A 26,135-nucleotide genomic window follows, 5' to 3' on the forward strand; every position below is an offset into this window, starting at 1 on the left:
TTTCAGCAAAAATAATCATATTAAATAATGGCGAAAAATAAACCCCCATAAACTGACTATGGGGATATACTCAGCAAAAAAGAGAGGTTCTCCCTCTCTTTTCCATTCATTGTACAACCAGTACGGTTATTTTCCCACTAATTTTACCATCACACTGGCAATGGCATGCTGCTCATCTTGGCTTGCAACAGACCATAAATCAGATAGGACGCGTTCCTGCTCATTTTTCGGGTCTACTTGTTTCGCTAAATAATCTCCTACTTGATAAGCAAGTTCATTAAGTGAATCCTTTGCAACTCCCTGGCTCTCTGCCTGAGTGAGGCGGTCACCTAAAAAATCTTTCCATTGCTGCCAATTTTCTAAAACAGACATGTTAGAACCTCCTTTATAATTAGTACATTGTTATTTTGCTAAGAGGAGGCCGAAAATATACACAAAAAAACGGATTGCCTTTTTTTCTTTTTCACGCCATACACATAAGGCTAATATGAACAGTGAACACTAATAGAACTATCAAAACACATAAATCATTAAGTATACCAGCCGCCGTTTACATTTAGAATATGACCGGTTATATACCCGGCTTTGTCATTCAGCAAAAAGGACACACTTTCCGCGACATCAACAGGCTCGGCCATTCTTCCCATTGGGATTCCGCTTTTAATCATATCTAATTCTTCCTCTGAGAAGTCTGCCATCATCGACGTATTGACTGCTCCAGGGGCGATTCCATTGACACGAATACCATTCATTGCCAGTTCTTTTGCTAATGATTTGATAAACGCAATCTGGGCTCCCTTTACAGTCGAGTAAACTACTTCGCAGGCTGAACCAGTCTGTCCCCAAATGGACGTGATGAACAAAATGTTTCCCCGCTGCTGCCTAAGCATCTTTGGCAGCAGTTCCTTCGTCAAATAAATAGGCGAAGTGACATGCAGCGCCATCATCTTTTCAATCGTCTCGTTGTCTGTATCCACTAACAAGCTGTAATGGCTGATGCCGCTGTTATGGATAATGGCATCAATAGAAAAAATATTATCAGCGATTCTTTTATAGCCGTCAGGGGACGATAAATCCGCCTGGATCGGGATATATTCGCCCTGATAACCCTTAAGAACAGCCAATAATTCCATAATCGCCGCTTCATTTTCATGATAATGTAAATAGAGTGAATACCCTTCCGCTGCTAATTTTTCCGCAATGGCTCGGCCAATGCCGCCGCTCGCACCCGTAATAAGGGCAAACTTTTTCAAAACAAATCACTTCCTAAAACATAAATTAACGACCGTATTATATCATTAATTTTTTAGCACAAAAAGCTGATTGGGCGTTGGCCAATCAGCTTTAGCTTACTATCGCATTTCAGATTATTGTTTCGGTACTACCTGACAGACTGTCATTCTCTCTTCAGCAAAAAACTCTGCAGCCGTCTTTTGAATGTCCTCCAGCGTCAATTTTTCGATTGTTGGGACGACATCAAATAAATTCATTTCATTAAAGGCATAGCGCGTGAATTGATTGGCAATGTATTCCGGTGAATTAATCGCACGGAGAAAGGCACCGATTTTCTTCTTTTTCGTCCGTTCTAACGAATCAGCTGTAAAGACACCGCCAGACTTTGCCGATAACAGAATCTTTTTCAATTGCTCCGCTAACTGGTCCGGTTCCTTTGTATCGCCGCCTATCATGGCAAAGCCAAAGCCTTGTTCCTGACTGTAATCATAAGAGAAGGTTTCGTCGATCAGACCCGATGAATAGAGGCGGTCATAGTTTTCCGAGCTTTTGCCAAACAATAAATCCAAAGTGATATTGAGGGTTAATTCATATTTCTGCATTTCAGGACCGCTTATATTCGCGCGGTTTGCTTTCATCCCGACGAGACATTTAGATGATTGCACATTCATTGGCAGAATTTGCTTTGCTTGAGCGGCTTCGAGCGGTTCTTCCGGGAACTGCCGTTTAATTTCCGGTGCCGCAGCAAATTGCTTTTTCGCCTGATTATCCTTAATCTGCTTCATCACGACTTTAGGTTCAATCGCTCCAACAACAAATAAGAGCATATTGCTTGGATGGTAAAATGTTCCGTAGCATTCATAGAGCAAGTCTTTTGTAATATGGGAAATGGATTCAACTGTACCAGCAATATCGATAGAGACAGGATGATTGCGGTATAAATTTTGAATCAGGCCGTAATAGAGGCGCCAATCCGGATTGTCATCATACATCGTGATTTCCTGACCAATAATCCCCTTTTCCTTTTCTACTGTCTTTTCACTAAAATAAGGATCCTGAACAAAATCCATTAACGTTTCCAGATTTAGCTCTACATTATCCGTACTGGAAAATAAATAGGCCGTCCGTGTAAAAGAGGTAAAGGCATTTGCCGATGCTCCCTGGCGGCTGAACTGCTGAAACACATCACCGTCTTCTTTTTCAAAAAGTTTATGCTCGAGAAAATGAGCAATTCCATCCGGAACCTTAACATAATCCTGAGCGCCCAGCGGAACGAAATGATTATCGATGGAACCATATTTGGTCGTAAAGGTAGCAAACGTTTTATTAAACCCTTTTTTTGGTAAAATATACACTTCAAGACCGTTTTCTAGTTTTTCATGAAAGAGTTCTTCCTGAAGCTGTTGAAATTCGATTCTTTCCATTGATTTACTGCCTCCCTTCAGTTAAGAAATAAATCGTATCCAATTGGATTTTCTCCGCAACCTTGACGATATCTTCTTTTGTTACCTTTTCCATTTCACCGAGCCAATCATCAAGTGATATTTGCGCTCCGGAGACGATATTATGGTAAAGGATTTCCACAACGCCTCTCGAAGTATCAATCGTCTCCAGCAGCTGATTTTTGATGACCGCCTTTGTTTGCTGGATTTCATTATCCGTAAAATCTCCGGCTGTCATCGCTTTCATTTGTTCCTTTATAATATTGACAGCCTGTTCGTAGTTTTTATTATCGATTCCTGACATGACCAGCATCAGCCCTTTATGGCTCTCGAGACGGCTGGCAGCATAATAGGCCAGACTCGCCTTTTCGCGGACATTAATAAAGAGTTTCGAATGAGAAAAGCCGCCGTATATCCCGTTAAATACTTGCAGGGCGTAATAGTCATCGTCACCGTAATAGACATTCGTGCGGAAGCCGATATTTAACTTCCCTTGTTTCACGTCCTGTTTATCAATGACTTCTTTCTCTTCTGATATGGAACTGACTGCACTTCTTGCGGCCTTTTTCGCTGTCCTTTCCGCAAACTGGAACATACCGCTGACGGCATTTTCTACCTCGGTACTTTGTACATCGCCCACGACAAATAAATCAAGTTCGTCAGCATCTATTGCCTCCCGGTAGTATTCATAGAGGCTTGCACCTGTAATGGAATCGACATCCTCAGCAATCCCATGAACATATAGTTCATACGGTTCGCCCTTGCACATTTCCTGGATTAACCTGAAACTGGAGTATTTCATTTTATCATCATAAACAGATTGGATCCGCTGTTTTAACGAACGTTTCTCATTTTCAATCGTATTTTGCTCAAAAGAGCTATTATCTGCATTCGGATTCGTAATGACTTCCGCTAAAAACGCAAACGCCTTCTGCAAAAGAGGCTCTGCATGCGAGAGAAATTTCTCATTCGCCATTTCAATCGTGAAACTGATAATATGATAATCCCCTTTTTTGGCTAAATCGATATAAAATGTGGCACCATATAATTCATCTAAATAGGATCTTAACAGGGTGGTTGACGGATATGTTTTCGAGCTGCTCTGTAGTACATTCGCAAGCAGTGCCCGTTTTGTCACATCTTCCTTATCTAAAGGTGCTTTCATTTTAAATACTATCGTATTGGTCTTATATTTCTCAGTAGGGATGATATGGAGCTTTAATCCCTTTAAATCGATGATTTGTTCTGATATAACACCCATTCGTCTGCCTTCCTCCTTTAAAGTCGTTCATATCATCATATGTATACTTCCAGCATGTTATTTTCTATATTCTCCTATTATTACCAACCTATTCTTACTATACAGGGATCAAATGATTTAATTCAAATAATTAAGACCACGGCACAGCAAAAAAGCCCGATGACGTTTCATCGGACTTTTTGACTCTCACCTGAATATTTTCTCCAACCATTCAGACCTTTTTTCGCAAAACATGAAAACGGAATCTGTCAGCGCGGAAATAGTTTACAGAATATAGTATCGGCTGTTCATCTTCATCATAGTGCATTTGTTTTAACACCAAGAGTGCCGTTTCTGGATCGCATTCAAGAATCGGCGAGATTTTCTCGTGATAACCTATTGGCTCAATATCAGCCACGGCATACATAATTTTTTTATGATGCGTATCTTCCAAGAGCTGGTAAATAGACTCGTGCTCATGGGTAAAGGTTTCTGGAAATTTAGCCACCGGCACTTTATCAATACAGTAGGCAACTGGTTCGCCGTTAGCGGTCCTTACCCTTTCAACGACAACGACTTCATCCTCCATCGAAGAGGAAAAAAACACTGCATCTTCCTCCGTAAAGCCTTTTGTATCTGTACTTAGGAAAATCGTACCCGGTACCATTCCCGCTTGCTCAATCATTCCCGTCACACTCTTCAGCTGTTCAATCCCTGTGTTAAACAGCGGTCTTGTATTGACAAAAGTCCCTACACCATGGCGGCGGATGATAACATTCTCTTCTTCAAGAATCCTTAACGCTTCACGAAGCGTTGCCCGGCTTACACCCAGCTGGTTGGCAAGATCAAATTCAGAGGGCAGCTTTTCTTTCTCTTTATATAACCCCTCTTCAATATCTTGCTTTATGCGATCAATGATCTGTAAATATAAATGCCGATTATTTGATTTAATCGAAGACATGCAGGACTCCCCCAACTTTTTTCTATATCGTCAGACCTCTAATCTGATTACTTTTCAACCAATTGTGAAATAATATAACACTTTTCAAAAAATAAATAAATACTGTTTTGCGAATATTGTCGAAAATCAATAATGATACAAAATCACATACCTTATTACTATCATATAATGGAAATCGCTGTAATAGTACAGTTAAAGCAGAAAAGATTCCCTCATAACCTCCTCATTATGAATGATTCTATCGCTATCATTCACGAGCCGTTGACAACACATAAAAAATTCACTATAGTAGCAATATCTCTATTTATTATTATATACCATTTTTTCAAGTGGGAGAGGTTCATAGCGGAAACCCTCTATAAAAAACTATGGCTTTGATTATTTGATCAACCATATCCAGCTGCGGTATGGTTTTTATTATTTCAAAGTTATACTTTTGCTATGAGCCTTTGTATATGATTAAAACCATATATAGGAGGCCTTTTTTAATGTCTGAAAAAAAGAATTCTCAACTGGAGAATATTACATTATTAGGAAATCAAAACACTCAATATTTATTTGATTACTCCCCGGACATACTCGAAGTATTTGATAATAAGCATCCCAACCGGGATTACTTTGTTAAATTTAACTGCCCGGAGTTCACCAGCCTTTGCCCCATTACCGGGCAGCCGGATTTTGCCACTATTTATATCAGCTATATCCCTGATAAGAAAATGGTAGAAAGTAAATCACTTAAGCTTTATTTATTCAGTTTTCGCAATCATGGAGATTTCCATGAGGATTGCATGAATATTATTATGAATGATCTGATTCAGCTTATGGAGCCAAGATATATAGAAGTTTGGGGTAAATTCACTCCGAGAGGCGGAATCTCCATTGACCCTTATTGCAATTACGGTAAATCTGGCAGCAAATTTGAGCAAATGGCGGAGTATCGCTTAATGAATCATGACCTGTATCCGGAAAAAGTGGATAACCGATAATTGGAAAAAGGAGAAGCATAGCATGAAAAAAGATAAAGCACTTGTTGTATTTAGCGGCGGTCAGGACAGTACAACCTGTTTATTCTGGGCGCTGGAAAAGTTTGCTGAAGTAGAAGCCGTTACGTTTGACTACAACCAAAGACATAAAGCTGAAATTGATTGTGCGAAACAAATCGCTTCCGAACTTGGGGTCAAACATCATATCCTTGATATGAGCCTTTTAAATCAATTGGCACCCAATGCCTTAACAAGGACGGACATTGAAGTGAAGGACGGTGAAAACGGGGAACTTCCTTCTACCTTCGTTCCTGGGAGAAATTTGTTATTTCTTTCCTTTGCCGGTGTGCTGGCAAGCCAAATTGGAGCAAGGCATATCATAACAGGTGTTTGCGAAACCGACTTCAGCGGTTATCCGGACTGCCGCGATATATTCATTAAATCATTGAATGTCACATTAAATCTTTCCATGGATAAAAACTTTGTCCTGCACACCCCGCTAATGTGGCTGAACAAAGAAGAAACCTGGAAGCTTGCCGACGATTTAGGTGCCTTTGATTTTGTCCGCAAAAAAACATTGACCTGTTATAACGGCATTATCGCCGATGGATGCGGTGAATGTCCTGCATGCAAGCTGAGACAAAAAGGGCTGGATGATTACTTGAACACAAGAAAGGAATTATAACCATGTATGGATTTCGCATTGTCGAACAATTACAGAAGATAGATGAAGATATCAAAAGGGAACAGCTTAAATACCACCACAAACGGGTACTCGTAAGCAAGGAATTCACCTTTGACGCTGCTCACCACCTACATTGCTACGAGGGAAAATGTAAGAATCTTCACGGTCATACGTACAAGGTGGTTTTGGGTCTAAGCGGATTTGTCGACGAAAGAGGTATCACCATTGATTTCGCGGAGATAAAAGAAATTTGGAAAACGGACATTGAAATCTATTTGGATCATAGATACTTGAATGAAACGCTTCCGCCAATGAATACGACAGCCGAAAATATTGTGGTTTGGATTTATGAACAAATGAATAAAGCGCTGCAGAAGGAAGATAAACAAAAACAAGAGAACGGGATAAGAGTCGAATTTGTCCGTCTGTACGAAACCCCAACTTCTTATGCCGAAGCAAGACGGGAGTGGATGGAAATTGAGTAATCGTCTCATACCAGTCATCGAGATTTTTGGTCCTACTATTCAGGGTGAAGGGGCTGTCATCGGTCAGAAAACGATGTTTGTCAGAACCGCCGGCTGTGACTATTCCTGTTCCTGGTGTGATTCATCCTTTACCTGGGACGGCAGCGTTAAGGACGAAATCAAACAGATGGATGCCGCTGAAATTTGGCAGGAATTAAAAACATTAGGTGGCAGCTCTTTTTCCTTTGTCACGATTTCCGGAGGTAACCCGGCACTGTTGAATCATTTATCCTCCCTGGTCGATCTATTAAAACAAAACCAAATCAAAATCGGGCTGGAAACACAAGGAAGTAAATGGCAGGACTGGTTTTATCAGATTGATGAATTAACCCTTTCGCCTAAACCGCCAAGTTCCGGAATGACGACGAACTTTTCTACCTTAGACGATATTGCAGAAAGATTAGGCAGCAAGAGTTTGAAGCAGCATGTTTCCATAAAGGTCGTGGTTTTTAATGAGGAAGATTACAACTATGCGAAAAACATTCATCAGCGCTACCCTGCTTTCCCATTCTTTTTACAGGTTGGCAACAGCGACAGCCAAACGGCAGATCATCAGGCACTCGTATCAGCCTTGCTGCAAAAATATGAAAGCCTGATTGATAAAGTCATGCTTGATCCCGAATTAAATGATGTAAAGGTGCTCCCGCAATTACATACCTACCTATGGGGAAATAAACGCGGAGTCTAAAGAAAACTCGCCAATCGGCGAGTTTTCTTTAGCTTATAATATCTTCTGTTGTTTTACCCACTAATACAACCCGCGGTTTGCTTCCTTCATATGGACCAACAATTCCCCGTGCCTCCATCTCATCAATCAATCTGGCGGCACGTGTGTAGCCGATACGGAAACGCCGCTGCAGCATGGATACGGATGCCGTCTGCATTTCCAGTACTAAATCAACGGCATCACTATACAACTCATCTTCTACTTCGCCTCTTTTTTGCGGAATATCATCCGGGATCATATCTTCTTGATATTGAGCCTTTTGCTGACCGATGACAAAATCAACTACCTCTTCTACTTCATCGTCTGATAAAAAGGCCCCTTGAACACGGACCGGTTTTGAAGCGCCGACAGGGAAAAATAGCATGTCCCCTCTTCCTAAAAGCTTTTCGGCACCGCCCATATCGAGGATGGTCCGTGAATCTGTAGCAGATGATACAGCAAAGGCAATCCGCGATGGGATATTCGCCTTAATAACACCGGTAATAACGTCGACAGAAGGACGCTGGGTGGCAATAATTAAATGGATGCCGGCGGCACGGGCCATCTGGGCGAGTCTTGTGATCGAATCCTCCACATCGCTTGATGCCACCATCATTAAATCAGCCAGCTCGTCTACAATGACAACAATATATGGAAGCAGCGGCTGTTTGCCATTTTCCTCGGCATTATGCCGTCTGACATGTTCATTATAGCCTTCAATATTCCGCGTTCCCGTGTGAGAGAATAACTCATATCTTCTTTCCATCTCACTGACAACCTTCTGCAATGCCTGTGAAGCCTTTTTCGGATTCGTCACAACCGGTGCCAATAGATGGGGAACCCCATTGTAGACATTTAATTCAACCATTTTCGGATCAATCATCATTAATTTCACTTCATGGGGTTTCGCTCGCATAAGAATACTAGTAATAATCCCATTAATGCAGACACTCTTCCCGCTTCCTGTTGAACCGGCAACAAGCAGGTGAGGCATTTTATTTAACTCTGCCATCACCGCTTCTCCAGTGACATCACGACCCAATCCAATCAACAGCTTCGAATCCGGCTTATTATTTTGTTTTGATTCCAGCACTTCACGCAATGATACGACTGCAATTTCCGAATTCGGCACTTCGATACCAATCGCAGATTTCCCTGGAATCGGTGCTTCCATCCGGATATCCTTTGCCGCTAAAGCTAAAGCTAAATCATCTGTGAGACTGACAATTTTACTTACCTTCACCCCAATATCAGGATGAACCTCGTATTTGGTGACAGCAGGACCTAAATGAACCTGCGTAACGGTAGCTTTTACACCAAAGCTTTGAAAGGTTCGTTCCAATGTTGCCGCATTCGCATGAATTAACTCATACTCCCCGCTTTGATCGGTTTTCCGTGGTAATTTTAACAATTGGATGGATGGCAGTTGGTAGTCCACATTCTCCACTTCTGCAAATGACATGGGGACCGCATCGACTTCTGTATCCTCCTGATCCTTTTCTGTTTCTACGGCTTCTGCTGTTTCCTCCGCCTGTCCATTTACAGGCTGATACACGCGATCGGCAAAACTGTTAATAATCGGTTCAGGCCGAATCGACCCTTCCTGTTGTGCTTCAGTCTGTCCGGCAATATGTATAATCGGATTCGCCTGGTGTTCCTCCAGCGCTCGTCTTGCTTTTACTTCTTCCTTCTGCATCCTTCTGACTTCCCGTTTTTCCTGCTGTTCTTGTTTCCAGTTCTTTATATCATCCAGAAAACCTTGCCATTGTCTCTTTAGAAAGTATCCAAAAGCAGTAAGTCCTTTGCCCAGTGCTGGACCAAAAGTCTTTCCTGTCAGCAAAATGATTCCAATTATAATGAGAATCACGGCCGCGAACTTAGAACCGGCCTCATCAAACAAGAAATAGAATAAAGCAAATAACACAGCTCCAGCCATTCCGCCTCCTAGATCGGTCGTACTGTCATCACCTTTCACTTCCATCCAGAACAATTCCCACGTATTGGCAATCACACTTGGACTTTCAAACCGATTGCCATTCGATAGAAGCTGAAAAAGCGTCACATGACTTAAGAGCAATATGGCGGCAATTATTAAATAGAAACCAATTAATTTACTTGTAAATAAAGGAGGTTTTTCCCGTTTCCACATTAAGTAAACGCCATAAACCACCATCCCTGCCAGCGCAATCATATACCACTCACCAATAAAAAAGCGGAAAAAGAGGACGATTACATGACCGACAGCCCCTAGATTTGCAATTGAAATGATGGCTAAAGCAATCAATATAAGGGCTATTAATTCAAATTGAATCGTGCGCTTTATTTGATCTTGTTTTCTCGACCGCCGTCTCTTTCTTTTCGCCATCGTATCACCTTACTGATTTATTTTTTATGAAAGAAGAGAGCAGCCATGGCGGCTGCTCTAACATTCAATACTAGTATTATATCACAATGAATGCACGAACTCCTAAATTCTTTCGGACAAAACTTTTTTGCAGATCATGGCATTAGAATCGGTTATTCGTCAAAATCCTACCAGGTGTGCAGCGGCCATCGAGAAAGTGAGTCGGATCCGTGCTCATGACTTGGATGACCCGATAACTCTGATTTTCATCCCGTTCAACAAGCAGGGGTATCCCTTCATATTGGATAATTTCCTGTTTTCCAAATTCACTGACCGGCGTTTGATAGACAAGCTCCTGTGGCATCGTTGTATACAAAATCATTGGATCAGCCTCTCCTTTTCTTCATTTCGACTTTCAATTAACTCATTCAGTTTTCTCATCGCTTCACCGATTCCGCCGATCTCATCGATTAATCCATACTCAACAGCATCGGTTCCAATGACATTCGTTCCAATATCTCGTGTTAAATTTCCTTTGGCAAACATTAAGTCTTTAAAGACCTCTTCTTTGATCTTCGAATGCTTCGTCACAAATCTGACGACACGCTCCTGCATTTTATCTAAATACTCAAAGGTTTGCGGAACCCCAATGACTAGACCGGTCAGGCGGATCGGATGAATCGTCATCGTCGCAGTATCTGCGATAAACGAGTGATCACAGCTCACTGCTATCGGGACGCCAATGGAATGCCCTCCGCCTAAAACAATGGAAACGGTCGGCTTCGATAAAGATGCCAGCATTTCTGAAATGGCCAGTCCTGCTTCAACATCACCGCCAACCGTATTTAAAATGACCAGCAGCCCTTCAATTTTCGGATTTTGCTCGATCGCGACAATTTGCGGAATGAGATGCTCATATTTCGTTGTTTTATTTTGCGGAGGAAGCTGCAAATGCCCTTCAATTTGACCAATGATTGTCAGGCAATGAATCTTAGAATCCTGCGGCATTTGTGCCACATTTGTCTGCCCCAGCTGCTGAATTTTTTCCATTAAGCTTGACGGACGTTCTTCTTTCGGCTCTTCCTGTTCTTCGTTTTCATTACGTAAAAAAAAATTGACCATCGATAATACTCCCTTCAAAACTCATGATAGGAATAGTATGAGATGGCGCCGCCCATTTCATGCAAAATGCACTATTTTCGTTTCTTTCGTTTGCAAAAAAACATCCTGCTCCATCAGGACAGGATGTTTTTCTTTTATTTACTCCTAAGTAATTCAATAAAATGACTCAAAATTCTCGCTGTCAATCCCCAAATCACTTTTCCATTATATTGATAAAAATATTGCTCTACATTGCGTCTCTGCCATTGATAATTTTCACCGCCGCTTATCAAGTCGTACGGAAACCCTTCTTCAGGCTGTACCACAAGATGTACGCGGTGAATTTCTGGTTTTGTCTCTAGCAAAAAGGAAAGCGGCACCGTAAAAATTTCACCGACTTCCGATGTATTTGGCTTAATTTGTTCAAAGATAGAAATTTCCCCAGCAAAAGGATAGACTAGATTACCATTTGGTGAGTGGAGAATATCAAGCGGGATGATATCTTCTATTTCGGCCTCAGCAATTCCCAGCTCCTCTGTTGTTTCTCTGATGGCACATTGTCGTTCATCAACATCAGACTTGTCCATCCTGCCCCCGGGAAAACAAATCTCTCCAGGCTGGCGGCGTAAACTCATCGCTCTGACTTCAAATAAAACATGCGTTTCATTCTCGATCGTAACAAGTGGAAGTAATACGGCATACTTTGGAAGCTTTTCGTGTCCAAGAATGGATGGCTTGCGGTCTTTTAATTTTTTATATATGGCTGCTGCATTCATCTATAGCGACCTCCAACATGACAGTAAATTATATTTATTATACATGGTTTTCTCTAAAAGTGAAAAAGAATGCCACTCAAGCTAAATAGTGCTATCTAAAAAGGACAGCCGGTCATAGACGGGCTGTCCTTTATCATTTCTTATTTTGTATTATTTAAAGAGGTTTCAATCACGCGTCTCATCGCATGAATTTGACCAAAGTGATAGGATTCATGATAAATAGCAAAGCTTGTTAATTGTCCAACTGTTGTTTGCCCTACCATTGGTTCAGGCAATTTTTCCTGAAAGCGCTCATTTGGTACTGCTTTTATGCGGATTAATTGCTCTTTTGCCTGTTCAAGAAGCTCAGCAACACTTGGAGCTTCCCCTTTCCAATCAGCAGGCTTTGTACCTGGAGCAAAGTAGTCGCTATAGTGAGCAGGAAGCTGCTCATTACCGCTAAAAATAAATCTTTCCGTTACTAGTAATAAGTGTCCAAGATTCCAATGAATATTGTTAGGAAACCCTTCAGGCACTGTTTCTGTTACTTCTTCAGGTAATTCAGCTAATCTTGAAACGAGTCTTGAACGTACAATATCAAATTGATTTTTTAATAAATCTCCCATGTTTTCTCCTCCATGTCCTGTTATGTATTTATTTATGTTATTTACAGTAATAAAGCCACATTTTTCATTGTAACAATCTATACAATGATAAGCAATAAAAAGACATTCCATGACCTTATTTTTCCTTCATATAAAGGATAAACCATGCTCCATTTACTCTTCTCCATAATCCGGCAGAGGAATATCTTGGTCTTTTAAATAATTTTCCATACTCTTGACAATGATTTTCAACGTTTCAATACGGGAATATTTCTTATCGTCGCAGGCAATGATATGCCAAGGTGCATAGTTTTTATCTGTTTTCGCAAACATTTCCTCCGCGGCAATCACATAATCATCCCATCTTTCCCGATTGCGCCAATCCTCACTTGTCAGCTTCCAGCGCTTAAAAGGATTTTCCTGTCTTGCTTTAAAGCGGGCTAATTGTTCATCCATTGTGATATGAAAGTAAAATTTAATAATCAAATAGCCATCAACCGACAGTATTTTTTCAAAATCATTGATTTCACCATAGGCCCGTTTCCATTCTTTCTCTTTAGCAAAGCCTTCGATCCGCTCTACGAGTACACGCCCGTACCAGGAACGGTCAAATATCGTCATTTGACCATACTGAGGAATTTTTCTCCAGAATCGTTGTAAATAATGATATCTCTTTTCATGCGGTTCAGGAGCCGCGATCGCCATTACCCGGAACCCGCGGGGATCTAAATGTTCGGTAATCCGCTTAATAACTCCCCCTTTTCCGGCGGCATCGACCCCTTCCATCACGATTATCGCTGCCATTTTTTCCTGATGAAACACATGCTGAAGCCGTAACAATCTCCATTGGTATTTCTTTAATGTCTTCTCATATTCCTTTTTTTCAATGACCGTATAGGTAAAGTCTTCTCCAATCCGCCCCTGCTCCACTTAAAAGCATCTCCCTCTATTATGGCCCGATTTCCGCTACCATGCCCATTGTTGGTCATACCGGATCATTTCATATGTCTTTCTATAAAATAACACAGGTTCCAATGCAGTGGTAGGTAATATAATGAGGAATGGACCCTACTTTAAAGGCTGTACTACAGCCTCCTAACTCGGTAATTGATTGATCTCTTCATTAATTTTGCCGTTTTTAAAAAACCAGTCGTGAAAAAGATGCGATAATAAAAAAGTAAAGAAAATCGTGGAGAAGGTCCAAGATAATTTCCATCCTTTATAAGAAATCAGCCTTGTAAATTTTAAAGCGAACAGCTCAAATCCGGTAATAATGAAGGTATAAAAAAGGTAATATAAGCTTTTGAACAAAATATTTCTCTTTACTGGATAGTATAAATTAAACAAAACGCAAAGAGATGGATAAACAAAATATTCAAAAGAGAAACTGGTTTTTGTCGCTTTTTTGAAAAAAAGCCGTTTTGGATAACGGATCAATCCCTTTTCCACAACAAGCAGACCAAAAAGCCAGGTGATGCTTTGTTTAAAAATGAAGATCACAATCGCTTCGCGTATCCTTTTTTTCGGTACAAATATAAATAATAGCAGAGTCATAATGAACCATACGGAACCTTCGATAGTATTTTCTTTATTATTTTTCATCACTTCACCCCCTATAAGGGTTAATTTATCTCTTTAAGCAATGTTTCATGTATGAAATCAGGATGAATTAATCTCCATTTTCATCATGCCATGAATTTCCAGCTGAACTATTGAAATTTATTTTTACAAAAGCAATAATGAAACAAGACGAAATAGAATGGGGGCAGCTGTTTTGAAGCTTGATCGAGTCATTTTAAGGCATTTGCAAATGAAGCAGAAATCACCCTGGGTCACTAGCTACGGAACGATGACGGCGAAGGATTTTATTCTCATTGAGGTAATCGATGAAGATGGTATCTCCGGCTGGGGAGAATCCGTTGCTTTTCAAACACCGTGGTATACAGAGGAAACCGTTAAAACAAATTGGCATATGCTTGAGGACTTTTTAATCCCGCTTGCCCTTCAATCACCCATTGAACACCCGGACGATTTGAACCGTCGCTTTGCTTTTATGAAAAAAAATCATATGGCAAAAGCGGCCATTGAAGGAGCGGTTTGGGATTTATGGGCAAAAAAACAGCAAATGCCATTAAGCCGGGCACTTGGCGGGAAACGAAAGCAAATTGAAGTGGGGATCAGCATCGGTATTCAAGAAAGCGAGGAGCAGCTTCAGCATGTCATTGAAGGATTTCTCGCGGAAGGCTACCGCCGGGTGAAAGTCAAAATAAAACCAGGACAGGATTTATCCGTCATCGAAAGTATCCGCAAAAGGTTTCCAAACCTGCCATTAATGGCTGATGCAAACTCGGCTTATACCTTGAAAGACATCGATATACTCAAAGAATTGGACCAATATCAGCTGATGATGATTGAGCAGCCATTGGCATCTGATGATATCATTGACCATGCGGCACTGCAAGGACTGCTCAAAACGCCGCTTTGTTTAGATGAAAGCATCAATTCCGCCGAGGATGCCCGTAAAGCCATTGACTTAGGAAGCTGCAAAGTCATTAATCTCAAAATCGGCCGGGTTGGCGGATTAAGTGAGTCGCTTAAAATACATCATCTTTGTCAGGAAAAAGGCATCGATCTGTGGTGCGGCGGCATGCTTGAAGCAGGGGTTGGCCGTGCTCATAATATTGCCATCACATCTTTAGAGCACTTCACATTGCCTGGAGATACAGCCGGTTCGTCGCGCTATTGGGATAGGGATATTATTGAGCCGGAGGTAACCGTGGAGGGCGGACTGATTACTGTCCCGGAAAAGCCGGGAATCGGCTATGAGGTAAACCGCCCTATGGTCGATTATTATACCCTGTCCTCTTCAACATACCGCCCTATATAATTTGCTGAAATATGGATAAAAATCAGTCATTTTTCATGAATGACCGTTCTTGTTATAAAAGACTCTGTTAAACTTGATTGTTGATTTCCGTTCCAAGCACTTCGCTTTCCGCTCATCTACGCCTGAGCCTCCTCGCCACTTCGTGCCTGCGGGGTCTCGTCTGTCTCGCTGTTCCCGCAGGAGTCTTCGTGCCTTCCACTCCAATCAACAAAGTCCTCCAAAATCAACATCTTTAACACAGCCTTATAAAAAAGACTGCATTAGAAATGGGGTGGGTATTTTCACCCATACAACATCAATCCCATCCCGCTTTTTTTCGGCAGTCTGAGATTAAAAGCGCCAATGCAATACTATTCATTTTCGCATCTGCTGAATCGGATCTGGATGTCATAATAATTGGGACACTTGCACCGAGTACAATCCCTGCATTCCTCCCTTTTGCGAGATGTATTAACGTCTTATACAGGATATTCCCCGCTTCAATATTAGGAGTCAGCAGAATATCAACATCTCCAGAAATTTGACTAACCATTCCCTTCTGCTTAGCTGCTTCCGCAGAGATCGCCACATCCAGTGACATTGGACCTTCAAGGATGATGTCTTCGATTTCCCCTTTTTCAGCCATTTCACACAGTATTTGCGCATCCATGGTTGCCTGCATTGCAGGATTGACCTTTTCTATTGCACATAGAGGAGCAGCCTTCGGACGCAGAATGCCCAGAGCCTGAGAAATCTCTATCCCATTCTTTAACATGCTTATTTTATGTGTTAAATCTTGAACAAGGTTTACTGCCGGGTCAGTCAGTATTAATAATTTATGATAAGCGGGTAATTCAAACACCCCTGCCATACTTAGTATATTCCCTGTTCGTAATCCTTCCTTCTTGTGCAGAACAGCCTTTAGCAGTTCAGCAGAACTAAGCGTTCCTTTCATCAGAATATGAGCTTTACTTTCCCGAATCAGACTGACTGCTTTTTCCGCTGCTTGGTGCGGCTCTTTTTCATCCACTATTGGGATATTGCTTAAATCAAGCGCAATGGATTCTGCCTTTTCTTTCATGATCTTTTCATTTCCAACCAGCACAAATTCAGAAATCTTTTCCTCGACAGCAGCTTTAACCGCATGGAGTACGTATTCATCTTCCGCAGCAGCTACAGCAATAATTTGCTTATTTTCATAGAACGACTTTGCCCTCAGCTCATCCATAGTGCGAATCATTTGCTCATGCATCATGTCAACTCCTCTTCCTTCAGGATTTACAAAATTGGAAAACTTTAAGACACAGCACACAAAAAGTCATCAAGTACAGTGATCTTGATGACTTTTTAGAAACTATTTAAAGGCCACTGGTGTCATGGAACTGTCGAGAGCTTTCATCTTATAATTCTGGCTCTTCAAGTATTCAAGTAGTTCAGGCAGATGCGCCAGCGTTTCTTCCCTTTCATGGAGGAGGATCACAAGCGGTTCTGTACTTTCTGCATGCGCCTCAAGCTGGGCAATACTTGTGTCAACATAGCGGCGGTCTCGATAATACCAGTCTTTACTATCAATATTCCAATCCCACATTAAATAGCCATTATCATGAACCGCCTGTAAATATGAATCCTGCATATACGGAACACTTCCATATGGGGTGCGGATAAGCATCGTATCTAGCCCGGTTACTTCCTTCACCGTGTCGTGCACCTGATTCATTTCTGAAATAACACTTGAAGCAGACTGATAGAATACTTTCACATTATGACTAACGCTATGCAGCCCTACACTATGACCCGCTGCAATCATATGATTAACAGCGTCAGGAAAGCTGCGAATATTCCTGTCAATCATAAAGAAGGTTGCTTTTGCATTGTATGACTCCAATACTGCAAGTAATTGATCGGAAAACTGGTTCGGACCATCATCGAAGGTTAAATACACCGTTTTGGTATGTACATCATTTTCCGGGGCATCTGCCTGCTGAACCTTCTGTTCTGGTTCTGCAGAACTGGCATATTTTGCATCCCCTTCTATCTGTTCAGCTGCACGACTGTCCGCAGCGTCCGCTAAACCATTCGGGTCTATTTTAATATCTTTATAGTTATCTCCTATAAAAATATTATTTCTGTTTAGATCAGCTTCTTTGGCAAAGGATTCTGAGTATGTAAATCGTTCATCCAGGTCAAGCGGTCCTTTCCTTGATACAACAGAAGATACTTCATTCACTGGCTCTTTAATGATTTCATCGTTTGCAAAAATTTCCTTGAAAACCATGTCCAAGTTCATATTATCATAGATAAAACCGCCCACTAAGACTAATAAAACACTAAAAATAAAACGAAGCGCAGATTTCCTGAATCTCTTTCTTCGTCTATCCTGAAACCTTTGTTTCCTATTCATTGTACCCATTTACCCCTTTTACCTTTTTATCCCTGGTCGAAATCCCCAATAAGCATGACGATTTGTGCATCAATTATGAAATATAAACGACAATTCTTTTCAAAATAAGTTCATTCCTTAACAATATATAACAATTATTACATTTTTTTCAATACATATTTTTCCATTTTCTGAGATTCATATAAAAAAGAGTATGTTTGATGCTGTTTGTTTCCGTTCTAGTGCGCAGGAAGTTAGGAAAGGTTCAAAGTACATCACATCTAGAATAGAATTAATTAGAGTATCTCATATTCTATAATTCTATTGTATCCTATTTCCTCATGGAAGTAGTGGAAAAACAGGAAAAACTAGCCCATTGAACTAGTCTCCAGAAAAGAAAAATCGCCGCTAATTGAAAGGGGACCAGCACGGATTGCGGCTGATCCCCTTTCCTATTTTATATTCCTCGTAGAACTTCCCCTTCTTTTCTCCTAAAAATAGACCCTCATCCTTACTAAATCCTGCATGCTTCCATCTTTAGCACTTCTTGTATATACCCAAAGTTCACCCCTATTGGATGTCGGGCTGCGGTCAAAAGGAACCATACTGGTAAAATTCCCATATTCAGGTGCACCGATATCAGCTGTCGTAAACCGTTCATTTGATATGGTGATTCCATTTGCATCCTTTAATTGGTGAAGCACATTCGCTTCAAATGACCTCGCCTGACCTGTAATTTTAAATCCCCTGCCTACAGTGGTGCCTGGAAGTGGAGTCCAAACGACCATATTGCGCATGGTTGGTAATGGGATGATTAAATGGTACCCCGGCCAAATCACATCCGCCTGGAATCCAGGACGCCTTTCATTTGCACGAACAATACTCGATAAAGGGAGGCCATACCTGCTTGCTATTGCATTGAGGGAATCCCCCGTTTTCACTTCATAAATAAAAGCAGGGATGACTAACCGTTGAGAAGGAAACAGCATATTCGGATTTCCTAAATGATTGATCCCGGAAACTAAATCAATATAGGTGCTATACGTATAGGAAATTTTGTTCAATGCATCTCCGGTATGGACAATATAATGGACTTTCCCTGTTTTCACCAGATTGGGTACCAAAAGGACATCTCCCGGGAAAATCAATCCAGGATCCGTCACCGGTGGGAAGATGTGATTGACTCTCATGATTTCACCTGCTGAACTATTAAACTTTTGCGCTATCGAATAAAGAGTATCCCCTGGATATACGGTGTAGATGTAATATTCGCGGAAAATAACGGGCACAGCCATCACTCCATTTTCATCAAATTCGACCCGGCGAATTTGCACCCGATTTTTTTCGAGCTTGCTCGAAAAATTACCTTTAAAAAATCGAGGCATCCGCCGGAGGCTTTAACTTTATTCAGCCGGTTTTGCACCCCTACTGAACTGCTTAACTCATTTTATTGATCCCATAACTTTTGAAGCGCGAGACTTCTGCTGAATAAAGTTAAAATAGAAAACAACTCCTTATCTATAACCGTATTTACCATTTTGAAAATGTATGTATAGAATTTCCACTCTGCCTCTTACAACATTTTGCTTGTACAAGGTCCAAGTGCCGAATTGCTAAACCGCTCTTGCCAAAGCAAATAAATTCTGCTATTATCTTAATAACCAAATGAAGATATACTTATTTCAATTATTTTTGAAGTAAGGATAGAGGCGCAAAGACCATCAGTACACATTAGAAGGATAATGGGGTCCGTTGAATAATGTAGAAAGGGGAATTTGCCGAAGCTGATAGAACCTCATTTTTCTTGAAGCTGGTTCTGATGTTGAAAAAATACAGAACTGTCATATAGGTGTAACTATATGGAGGGCTATCTTACGCACAGGAACATTCTTTGTTACATATTGTTTCTACTGCAGCAGCGGAACCCTCAATGCTGCTTATTTGCGTTTTTTATGAACTGCCCTTCTCCCTCTATTTTGATAAAAATCACGAAAAGGATGAGGAGAAGAAATGAATTTTGGACAAATTTTAACAGCAATGGTTACTCCATTTGATCAAAACGGTGATATCGATTTTAATGCCACAAAGAATTTGGTTAATCATTTACTGGCAAATGGCACAGAAGGTTTAGTCGTATCAGGGACAACTGGCGAATCACCAACGTTAACAACAGAAGAGAAAGTGGAGCTATATAAATTTGTCGTTGAACTTGCGGGCGGAAGAGTGCCTGTTATTGCCGGCACAGGTTCCTATAATACGAGGGAATCCATCCATTTAACAAAACTCGCTGAACAATGCGGAGTAGATGGAATCATGCTGGTGGTACCATATTACAACAAGCCGTCACAGGAAGGCTTATATCAACATTTTAAAGCAATAGCTGAAGCTACTAAACTTCCAATTATTCTTTATAATATACCAGGACGAAGCGTCATTAATATGACCGTTGAGACAACTGTTCGACTTTCTAAGCTCCCTAATATTGTTGCGCTTAAAGATGCCAGCGGTAATTTAGAAGGAATGACTGAAATTATCAGCCAGACCGGCAGCGATTTTGCCGTATACACAGGTGAAGATGCTCTGACACTTCCTACTTTAGCGATTGGTGGAGCTGGAGTCATTTCTGTTGCCGCGCATGTCATTGGAAATGAAATGCAAGCGATGATTCAGCATTTCAAAAACGGAAATCACCGTGAAGCCGCTTTGTTCCATCAGAGCATTCTGCCTGTCATTAAAGCGCTCTTTGCTTCACCGAATCCAACCCCTGTTAAAGCTGCTTTAAATTTAACGGGTATACACGTTGGAGGCGTACGCCTGCCGCTTGTTCCGTTAAATGATGAAGAAATAAACTCTTTACAACAAGTATTGGATGTCATGAAAAAAGCCATTCAAGAAGCTTGCTAATACATGAAAAGGGCTGCGGATTATGTCCGCAGCCCTTTTCATATTCAATTCAAAGAAAGCTTAATGTAAAAAGACAGCATTTGTTTTATTCTCTCTTATTACCCAGGCAGTCCCTTCTGTACATTTCTCTGAAAAAGGACAATGACTGCAATCCTTCCATGTTCTTGATTGAAAAAATTCAGCAGGATGCTGCTGCAGCAGATATTTCATTGTTAGCAGATACTGAATACCGGAAGAAACATCTTCCATCTTCGGGAAAAATACATGCTCCTTCCCATCAAGCAAAGTGATCAAAACAATTTTCTCCGGGAGTTTTTCAAAAACTTTAGCGGAAAATACCACGAGTAAGTGATAATAGAGGCGGAACATTTCCACATCTGCTTGCAAAAGGAATTTCTTTATCGTAAAGGTACGGGATGACCATTCCGCTAATTCAAAAGTTACCTGAATCCGGGTTTCCAATTCGTCAACATAAGCATTCAATTTTTGATATAACAGGAACGGCGGCGTTTCACTTTTCCCCTTTAATAAAGATTCAAGCAAATGTTCACTTGTTTTGGCGATGACCATATAGTATTGCAGACGTGAATCAAACCATCTTAAACTAATCGGGCGCCAGGCTTTATCAATCAGGTTCGAAATATTCAAATTACTCCGTGCATCTAATGGTAATGTATAATATTTCCGAACCACACGTTTTACGATATGCTGAACCACCTGTCTCCATCTCAATCCCTTTGAATGCCGCTGCAGGACATACTGATAATAAAACTTATACGGACATCTGATAAATGACTCTAAGTGATCATCTGTCATCGTTTTGATCGAGATTTGCGGGTGGCTGCCTTCCATCATGCTGACCTCCTTTATTTTACCCTATTTCCATTCAAGAACGTGACAAAATTCTTCCCTAACGTTCTGCACTCGTCTTCATCCGCTTCACTTGGTGTTAAATCTACTTTTATTTCTGCAGCATAAACATCAGCACCGCGTTCTTTTAACTTCTCCATTAATATATCTACTGCGGCGCAAAAGGAATTATACCCCGTATCTCCTGAACCGAACACCGCCGCCTTTTTGCCGCTTAAATCAACCCCTTCCAATTCTTCGTAAAAGTCTAAGTAGTCATCAGGAAGTTCCCCATCTCCCCATGTATAAGAACCTAGGATGATTCCGTCATAATTAAGTAAATCCTTCGCAAATACACCATTCATAATATCTATGGCTTCCACTTCTTCCCCTGCTTCCTTTATCCCGTCTGCAACGGCCTCTGCCATCATTTCGGTATTTCCACTCATACTAGCATAAATTAAGACGATCTTTGCCATTGTTAACGCCCCCAATTAATTAATTGATAATAATTCTCAATATAGTCTATAATTAAACAACGTCCTTAAGCACATGATAAATAGAACTCCAGGAACGTTTTGCATAATAGATTGGAATCGACTGATTCTTCGCCCGCTTCTTAATCACAGCTGTTAAATTATGATTTACGTAATCTGTTAAAATAAGAATGCAATTAATACTTTCCGGTATGTCTCTCTTCACCATCTGAACTTTTCTGCCATTCATATGTAGGATTTTTCTAAAACCAACTGATGCTAACTTATCAGGAATTACCCCTAAATGATCAGCACCTATTATCAACAAGGAATTCATTACTAGTCACCTCTAATTGTTTTTGAATATTTTACTTAATTTCATTTTAAATGATAATGATTATCATTGTCAATATAAAAAAGTGCTTCAAAATAAAAGCAGCAAGAATTTCCATTATTCGTTTAAATGGAAATCTTTGCTGCCCGTAGAATGCTGCTTTTTATTTAAATATGCTCCGTTAAAATCTCTTAAAATAATTCTTTTAGCTCTGCTTTGTTTTCGATTAAATCAGCTAGTGTATAACCTTTCAACACTTGGATAAAAGCCAGCAGAGATTCATGCAAAATATGCTTCAAACGGCATGCAGGAGTGATAATACAATGATTCGCTTTTTCTGTATCACCGTTAAAGCATTCAACCAAGTGGAAATCTTCTTCGGTTTTCTGAACCAGTTCGCCAATATTAATATCTTCTGGATCCATTGATAAACGAATCCCGCCATTGCGTCCCCGGATCGTATCAATATATCCCAGCAATCCCAGTTCATGAATGATTTTCATTAAATGATTTTTTGAAATTTGATAGGTATCCGCTATTTCTTTGATGGTACTTAATTCTTCCTCCTTCTTCAAAGCTAAATAGATTAATACCCGTAATGCATAGTCAGTATAATTTGTTAGTCTCATGATTTTATCTCCCTTGTATACCATTCACTATAGCATTTTTAGAGCGCTTTTTCATCTTTACGGCATTGACGCGAAAATATAATCTTTTTCCGAAAAACTATTTCTTTCTTTTAGATTATCAAGGAAATGACAAATGAACAAAGAAGTTTTCAGGGTGGATTTGTGAATTTTTTGTGACATTTCAAAAAGATACATTTTTAATATATCTTTTTATTCACTATTGTTATATTATTAAACATGTAAATGATATATATGTTTAGGGACGGGGGACACAAATGTTAAAGCAAACAACAATCGATATTATTAAAAGTACAGTTCCAGTATTGGAACAACACGGGAAAGATATTACAACAAGATTCTATCAATTATTATTCGGCAGTCATCCCGAATTAAAGAATGTTTTTAACCAATCCAATCAAAGACAAGGACGTCAGCAGACAGCACTTGCAAACGCTGTTTATGCAGCAGCAGCAAACATTGATAATCTAGGGGCGATAATTCCGGTAGTAAAGCAAATCGGGCAAAAGCACCGCGCATTAGGGATTAAAGCAGAACATTATCCAATCGTTGGGGAAAATTTATTGAAGGCGATTAAAGATGTATTAGGTGATGCAGCAACCGATGAAATTATCAATGCATGGGCTGAAGCTTATGGTGTCATTGCAGACGCATTTATTGGGATTGAAGGCGAAATGTACAAAGATGCCAAAGAACAGCCAGGCGGATGGGATGATTTTAGAAACTTTATCGTAGATAAAAAGGTTCAAGAAAGTGATGTCATCACTTCTTTCTATTTAAAACCAGAAGATGGGCAAGCTATCGCTTCCTACCTGCCAGGTCAATATTTAACTGTAAAAGTGAAGCCGGAAGACAGCGAATACACGCACCTGCGTCATTACAGTTTATCAGATGCACCAGGAAAAGATTATTACCGTATCAGTGTGAAACGTGAAGAGCTAGGTGTTGTTTCTAGTTATCTGCATGATACTGTTCAAGCTGGCGATATCCTTCAGGTTAGCGCTCCTGCAGGTGATTTTACTCTTCAATCTGACGATAAACCTGTCGTCTTACTCAGCGGCGGTGTTGGCTTGACACCAATGTTAAGTATGTTGAATACGATTGCGGCATCTCAGCCGGAACGTGCAGTCACCTTTATTCACGGCGCTTTAAACAGCAGCGTTCATGCGTTAAAAGAAGAGGTGGCCCGTCTTGCTAGTGAGAATTCAAACGTTAAGAGTTTTGTCGCCTATTCCGAGCCAACCGAAGAAGATATTGCCGCAAATGGATTTGATAAAGAAGGATTTATTGATTTACCATGGTTACAATCAATTCTTCCAGATAATCAAGCTGAATTCTATTTCTGCGGTCCTGTACCATTTATGAAAGCTATCTACCGCAGCTTAAAAGAATGGGGCGTGCCAGCAGAAAATATCCATTTCGAATTCTTCGGTCCTGCAGGTCAATTAGAAGAACCGGCAGCAGAAGTTGTAACTGCATAATCGTAAAAAGCAGAAGACGATCTCATTCGTTCTTCTGCTTTTTGTTTATCAGCCAGCATCTATTTGTTTTGTCTGAAACTTCCAACCATTATTTCCCGCTTATGTAAAGGCTGCAGCGGACGGTTATTATTTTGATAGAATTCTCCGAAGGCATGGATTTGCTCCTGAGATAGTTCGAGCGGTGTGTTTAATACTACCCATTTGACTCCTTCTGTACAGGGCGGCGTTGTCAAAGAACCATTATATTGAAAGACCCTGGACTGACTAGGAATTAGTTTTTTGATATCTATTGTCATTTTTCTATCATGGTCTAAGTTTTTCAATAAAGCGGATATTTCCCCGTTTTCCTTTCCTTCCTCAATCATTACTCCAAGTACAACAATCCTTTGATGTTCATCCTGATGGACGAAGTGAATTTCCATTGGATACTGCTTCCCGTTGATTTTGTGCTCACTTGGATTATGGAAATGAAACTGCAGCAGATTATATACTTTGCCATCTATCCTGATTTTGTTATTTGGTGCCGTTACATCAGCCTGAATGGCATGTCCAGTGTTCAGGAGCATTACAGCGGCGGGCTGATACTGACCTTTTATCGCATCGAGTTCTTTCTGCCCCTCTTTCAAGGATGATTCAATGGGAATCGGTGATTGCTCCCTGCCCTTTTCACAGGATGCAAAGGAGGGATCTAACTGCCCCCAATATGGCGGTCCAGTTTCTCCCTCATAAGACCAGTGCGGCTCCTCTGTATTTTGCGTGATTACGGTTTGCGCATGGATGGGGTTAACTTTCTTGCTTTCCTTTGGAGCTTCTGTAAAAGCGCTCAACGTAATTGAAACCATAAAGATTATAAGTAGTTTCAGATATTTCTTTTCCATTATTTCATTCCTTTCTTTTTCCCCTTCAACAATACATAAATTTACCCACAATGTAAATAATAGGTAAAAGAGGAAGGAGTGAGAACATGACACGGCAAAGTAAAACAACTTCTAACGTTACAGATAAAAAAGAATTAAGGGGAACTTTCTATTCTGTATTAATCATCGGATCGCTAGTCCTTCTTTTTTGGATTGTGATGTTAGCAATTTATTTACAGCGATAATTCAATGATGAAGTGTTAAGGAGGAAACCATGTTCAAGAATATTCACTTACCCTATTACGAGAAAGTTTGGCTGACAATCGGAGCTCTTTCACTAGTCGTCTTTCTTACCATCCTTGGAATTTTGGCCATCGGACTCGGGTTAGAGCCGCCCGGTCAGATGAGAACCATGCCGCCTGAAGAGGTGCAAACAACGGCACCATTTAACAAGCCTGAATTGGTTAAAACCGGACCAAATGAATACAAAGCAACCATGGTGGCACAAATGTTTACATTTTTACCAGGGGAATTAGAAATACCCGCTGGTTCCACCGTTCATTTTGAAGTAACCAGCCCCGATGTGGTTCATGGGCTGTACATTCCAAATACAAATGTCAACATAATGGCGGTTCCCGGACATATTGCCGAATTTACATATACCTTTAAAGAGGCGGGGGATTATTTAATCCTATGTCACGAATATTGCGGTTCTGGTCATCAACTTATGATGGGAAAATTAAAGGTCATTTAATAAAGGAG

General features: G+C 40.5%; 29 protein-coding genes and 1 riboswitch. Of the genes, 9 read left to right on the top strand and 20 right to left on the bottom strand.

The genetic code is table 11. From position 1 onward, the window contains the following. Positions 1-126: 126 nt before the first annotated feature. The 5 genes from HNR53_RS03970 to HNR53_RS03990 all read right to left on the bottom strand — a co-directional run bounded on the left by HNR53_RS03970 (position 127) and on the right by HNR53_RS03990 (position 4,876). A complete protein-coding gene (locus tag HNR53_RS03970; RefSeq protein ID WP_184523064.1) occupies positions 127-372 on the bottom strand; it encodes a DUF3243 domain-containing protein in 246 nt (81 codons plus the stop codon). A gap of 158 nt (positions 373-530) precedes the next feature. Then, positions 531-1,253, bottom strand: coding sequence for an elongation factor P 5-aminopentanone reductase (gene ymfI / locus HNR53_RS03975; RefSeq protein WP_184523066.1), 723 nt, complete (start codon positions 1,251-1,253; stop codon positions 531-533). A gap of 114 nt (positions 1,254-1,367) precedes the next feature. Further along, the gene (yfmH, locus tag HNR53_RS03980; RefSeq protein WP_184523068.1) at positions 1,368-2,657 is read right to left on the bottom strand and encodes an EF-P 5-aminopentanol modification-associated protein YfmH; all 1,290 of its coding nucleotides are present in this window, start codon (positions 2,655-2,657) and stop codon (positions 1,368-1,370) included. A gap of 4 nt (positions 2,658-2,661) precedes the next feature. Further along, positions 2,662-3,936 carry an EF-P 5-aminopentanol modification-associated protein YfmF gene (gene yfmF / locus HNR53_RS03985; RefSeq protein ID WP_184523070.1) on the bottom strand — a complete coding sequence of 425 codons (1,275 nt, stop codon included), beginning with the start codon at positions 3,934-3,936 and terminating at the stop codon, positions 2,662-2,664. Positions 3,937-4,147: 211 nt separating this feature from the next. Then, complete coding sequence (locus HNR53_RS03990) at positions 4,148-4,876, bottom strand: GntR family transcriptional regulator (protein WP_184523072.1); 729 nt, start codon at positions 4,874-4,876, stop codon at positions 4,148-4,150. A 488-nt stretch (positions 4,877-5,364) separates the two neighbouring features. On the opposite strand from HNR53_RS03990, the gene queF reads away from it, so the two are divergent. From queF to queE, 4 genes are read left to right on the top strand one after another with little or no spacing between them, the layout of a single operon-like run. Further along, the gene (queF, locus tag HNR53_RS03995) at positions 5,365-5,862 is read left to right on the top strand and encodes a preQ(1) synthase (RefSeq protein ID WP_184523074.1); all 498 of its coding nucleotides are present in this window, start codon (positions 5,365-5,367) and stop codon (positions 5,860-5,862) included. A gap of 22 nt (positions 5,863-5,884) precedes the next feature. Continuing rightward, positions 5,885-6,544: a 7-cyano-7-deazaguanine synthase QueC gene (queC, locus tag HNR53_RS04000; RefSeq protein WP_184523076.1), complete on the top strand. Its 660-nt coding sequence runs from the start codon at positions 5,885-5,887 to the stop codon at positions 6,542-6,544. A 2-nt stretch (positions 6,545-6,546) separates the two neighbouring features. Continuing rightward, positions 6,547-7,029: a 6-carboxytetrahydropterin synthase QueD gene (queD, locus tag HNR53_RS04005; protein WP_221452213.1), complete on the top strand. Its 483-nt coding sequence runs from the start codon at positions 6,547-6,549 to the stop codon at positions 7,027-7,029. Beyond that, positions 7,022-7,756 carry a 7-carboxy-7-deazaguanine synthase QueE gene (gene queE / locus HNR53_RS04010; protein WP_246439271.1) on the top strand — a complete coding sequence of 245 codons (735 nt, stop codon included), beginning with the start codon at positions 7,022-7,024 and terminating at the stop codon, positions 7,754-7,756. The genes queD and queE overlap by 8 nt, the downstream gene beginning before the upstream one ends. Positions 7,757-7,784: 28 nt before the next feature. Here queE and HNR53_RS04015 read toward each other — a convergent pair whose 3' ends face one another. The 7 genes from HNR53_RS04015 to HNR53_RS04045 form a co-directional block, all read right to left on the bottom strand. After that, entirely contained in the window at positions 7,785-10,139 is a 2,355-nt protein-coding gene (locus tag HNR53_RS04015; RefSeq protein WP_184523080.1) for a DNA translocase FtsK, read from the bottom strand. A 142-nt stretch (positions 10,140-10,281) separates the two neighbouring features. Further along, positions 10,282-10,500 (bottom strand): YlzJ-like family protein, encoded by a 219-nt coding sequence (locus HNR53_RS04020; protein WP_184523082.1) that lies wholly within the window; start codon positions 10,498-10,500, stop codon positions 10,282-10,284. Further along, positions 10,497-11,240 (bottom strand): ClpP family protease, encoded by a 744-nt coding sequence (locus HNR53_RS04025; RefSeq protein ID WP_184523084.1) that lies wholly within the window; start codon positions 11,238-11,240, stop codon positions 10,497-10,499. Before HNR53_RS04025 ends, HNR53_RS04020 begins: the two co-directional genes overlap by 4 nt. Before the next feature lie 134 nt (positions 11,241-11,374). Next, positions 11,375-11,995 (bottom strand): NUDIX hydrolase, encoded by a 621-nt coding sequence (locus tag HNR53_RS04030; protein ID WP_184523086.1) that lies wholly within the window; start codon positions 11,993-11,995, stop codon positions 11,375-11,377. 140 nt (positions 11,996-12,135) lie between these two features. Next, on the bottom strand, positions 12,136-12,600 hold the full coding sequence (locus HNR53_RS04035; RefSeq protein ID WP_184523089.1) for a DinB family protein: 465 nt from the start codon (positions 12,598-12,600) through the stop codon (positions 12,136-12,138). 153 nt (positions 12,601-12,753) lie between these two features. Further along, positions 12,754-13,509 (bottom strand): polyphosphate kinase 2 family protein, encoded by a 756-nt coding sequence (locus HNR53_RS04040; RefSeq protein ID WP_184523091.1) that lies wholly within the window; start codon positions 13,507-13,509, stop codon positions 12,754-12,756. A gap of 165 nt (positions 13,510-13,674) precedes the next feature. Beyond that, positions 13,675-14,181 (bottom strand): CBO0543 family protein, encoded by a 507-nt coding sequence (locus tag HNR53_RS04045; RefSeq protein WP_184523093.1) that lies wholly within the window; start codon positions 14,179-14,181, stop codon positions 13,675-13,677. Positions 14,182-14,338: 157 nt separating this feature from the next. Here HNR53_RS04045 and menC point away from each other — a divergent pair, with 157 nt between their 5' ends. Continuing rightward, positions 14,339-15,466: an o-succinylbenzoate synthase gene (gene menC / locus HNR53_RS04050; protein ID WP_184523095.1), complete on the top strand. Its 1,128-nt coding sequence runs from the start codon at positions 14,339-14,341 to the stop codon at positions 15,464-15,466. A gap of 295 nt (positions 15,467-15,761) precedes the next feature. Here the strand turns inward: menC and HNR53_RS04055 are convergent, their stop codons facing one another. From HNR53_RS04055 to HNR53_RS04065, 3 genes are all read right to left on the bottom strand, one after another. Then, positions 15,762-16,700, bottom strand: coding sequence for a bifunctional enoyl-CoA hydratase/phosphate acetyltransferase (locus HNR53_RS04055; RefSeq protein WP_184523097.1), 939 nt, complete (start codon positions 16,698-16,700; stop codon positions 15,762-15,764). A gap of 99 nt (positions 16,701-16,799) precedes the next feature. After that, on the bottom strand, positions 16,800-17,846 hold the full coding sequence (locus tag HNR53_RS04060; RefSeq protein ID WP_184523099.1) for a polysaccharide deacetylase family protein: 1,047 nt from the start codon (positions 17,844-17,846) through the stop codon (positions 16,800-16,802). A 470-nt stretch (positions 17,847-18,316) separates the two neighbouring features. Further along, a complete protein-coding gene (locus HNR53_RS04065; protein WP_246439274.1) occupies positions 18,317-19,210 on the bottom strand; it encodes a LysM peptidoglycan-binding domain-containing protein in 894 nt (297 codons plus the stop codon). A 311-nt stretch (positions 19,211-19,521) separates the two neighbouring features. Further along, positions 19,522-19,703: riboswitch (Lysine riboswitch) on the top strand. 132 nt (positions 19,704-19,835) lie between these two features. Here HNR53_RS04065 and dapA point away from each other — a divergent pair. Beyond that, complete coding sequence (gene dapA / locus HNR53_RS04070) at positions 19,836-20,729, top strand: 4-hydroxy-tetrahydrodipicolinate synthase (protein ID WP_184523101.1); 894 nt, start codon at positions 19,836-19,838, stop codon at positions 20,727-20,729. Between the two features lie 60 nt (positions 20,730-20,789). Here the strand turns inward: dapA and HNR53_RS04075 are convergent, their stop codons facing one another. The 4 genes from HNR53_RS04075 to HNR53_RS04090 all read right to left on the bottom strand — a co-directional run bounded on the left by HNR53_RS04075 (position 20,790) and on the right by HNR53_RS04090 (position 23,017). Further along, on the bottom strand, positions 20,790-21,584 hold the full coding sequence (locus HNR53_RS04075) for a PD-(D/E)XK nuclease family protein (RefSeq protein WP_184523103.1): 795 nt from the start codon (positions 21,582-21,584) through the stop codon (positions 20,790-20,792). Positions 21,585-21,595: 11 nt separating this feature from the next. Continuing rightward, positions 21,596-22,057 carry a flavodoxin gene (locus HNR53_RS04080; protein ID WP_184523105.1) on the bottom strand — a complete coding sequence of 154 codons (462 nt, stop codon included), beginning with the start codon at positions 22,055-22,057 and terminating at the stop codon, positions 21,596-21,598. A 52-nt stretch (positions 22,058-22,109) separates the two neighbouring features. Further along, a complete protein-coding gene (locus tag HNR53_RS04085; protein ID WP_184523107.1) occupies positions 22,110-22,391 on the bottom strand; it encodes a DUF2325 domain-containing protein in 282 nt (93 codons plus the stop codon). A gap of 188 nt (positions 22,392-22,579) precedes the next feature. After that, complete coding sequence (locus HNR53_RS04090; protein WP_184523109.1) at positions 22,580-23,017, bottom strand: Rrf2 family transcriptional regulator; 438 nt, start codon at positions 23,015-23,017, stop codon at positions 22,580-22,582. A 275-nt stretch (positions 23,018-23,292) separates the two neighbouring features. On the opposite strand from HNR53_RS04090, the gene hmpA reads away from it, so the two are divergent. After that, the gene (gene hmpA, locus HNR53_RS04095; protein ID WP_184523111.1) at positions 23,293-24,516 is read left to right on the top strand and encodes an NO-inducible flavohemoprotein; all 1,224 of its coding nucleotides are present in this window, start codon (positions 23,293-23,295) and stop codon (positions 24,514-24,516) included. 59 nt (positions 24,517-24,575) lie between these two features. On the opposite strand, the gene HNR53_RS04100 is transcribed toward hmpA, so the two are convergent. Continuing rightward, positions 24,576-25,394: a carbonic anhydrase gene (locus HNR53_RS04100; protein WP_184523114.1), complete on the bottom strand. Its 819-nt coding sequence runs from the start codon at positions 25,392-25,394 to the stop codon at positions 24,576-24,578. An 86-nt stretch (positions 25,395-25,480) separates the two neighbouring features. Here HNR53_RS04100 and HNR53_RS04105 point away from each other — a divergent pair, with 86 nt between their 5' ends. Together HNR53_RS04105 and HNR53_RS04110 are read left to right on the top strand one after the other, a co-directional pair. Then, positions 25,481-25,618 carry a cytochrome c oxidase subunit 2A gene (locus HNR53_RS04105; protein ID WP_184523116.1) on the top strand — a complete coding sequence of 46 codons (138 nt, stop codon included), beginning with the start codon at positions 25,481-25,483 and terminating at the stop codon, positions 25,616-25,618. A 41-nt stretch (positions 25,619-25,659) separates the two neighbouring features. Continuing rightward, a complete protein-coding gene (locus HNR53_RS04110) occupies positions 25,660-26,127 on the top strand; it encodes a cupredoxin domain-containing protein (RefSeq protein ID WP_184523698.1) in 468 nt (155 codons plus the stop codon). Positions 26,128-26,135: the final 8 nt, after the last annotated feature.

Source organism: Bacillus benzoevorans (assembly GCF_014207535.1).
Taxonomy (GTDB): domain Bacteria; phylum Bacillota; class Bacilli; order Bacillales; family Cytobacillaceae; genus Bacillus_BD; species Bacillus_BD benzoevorans.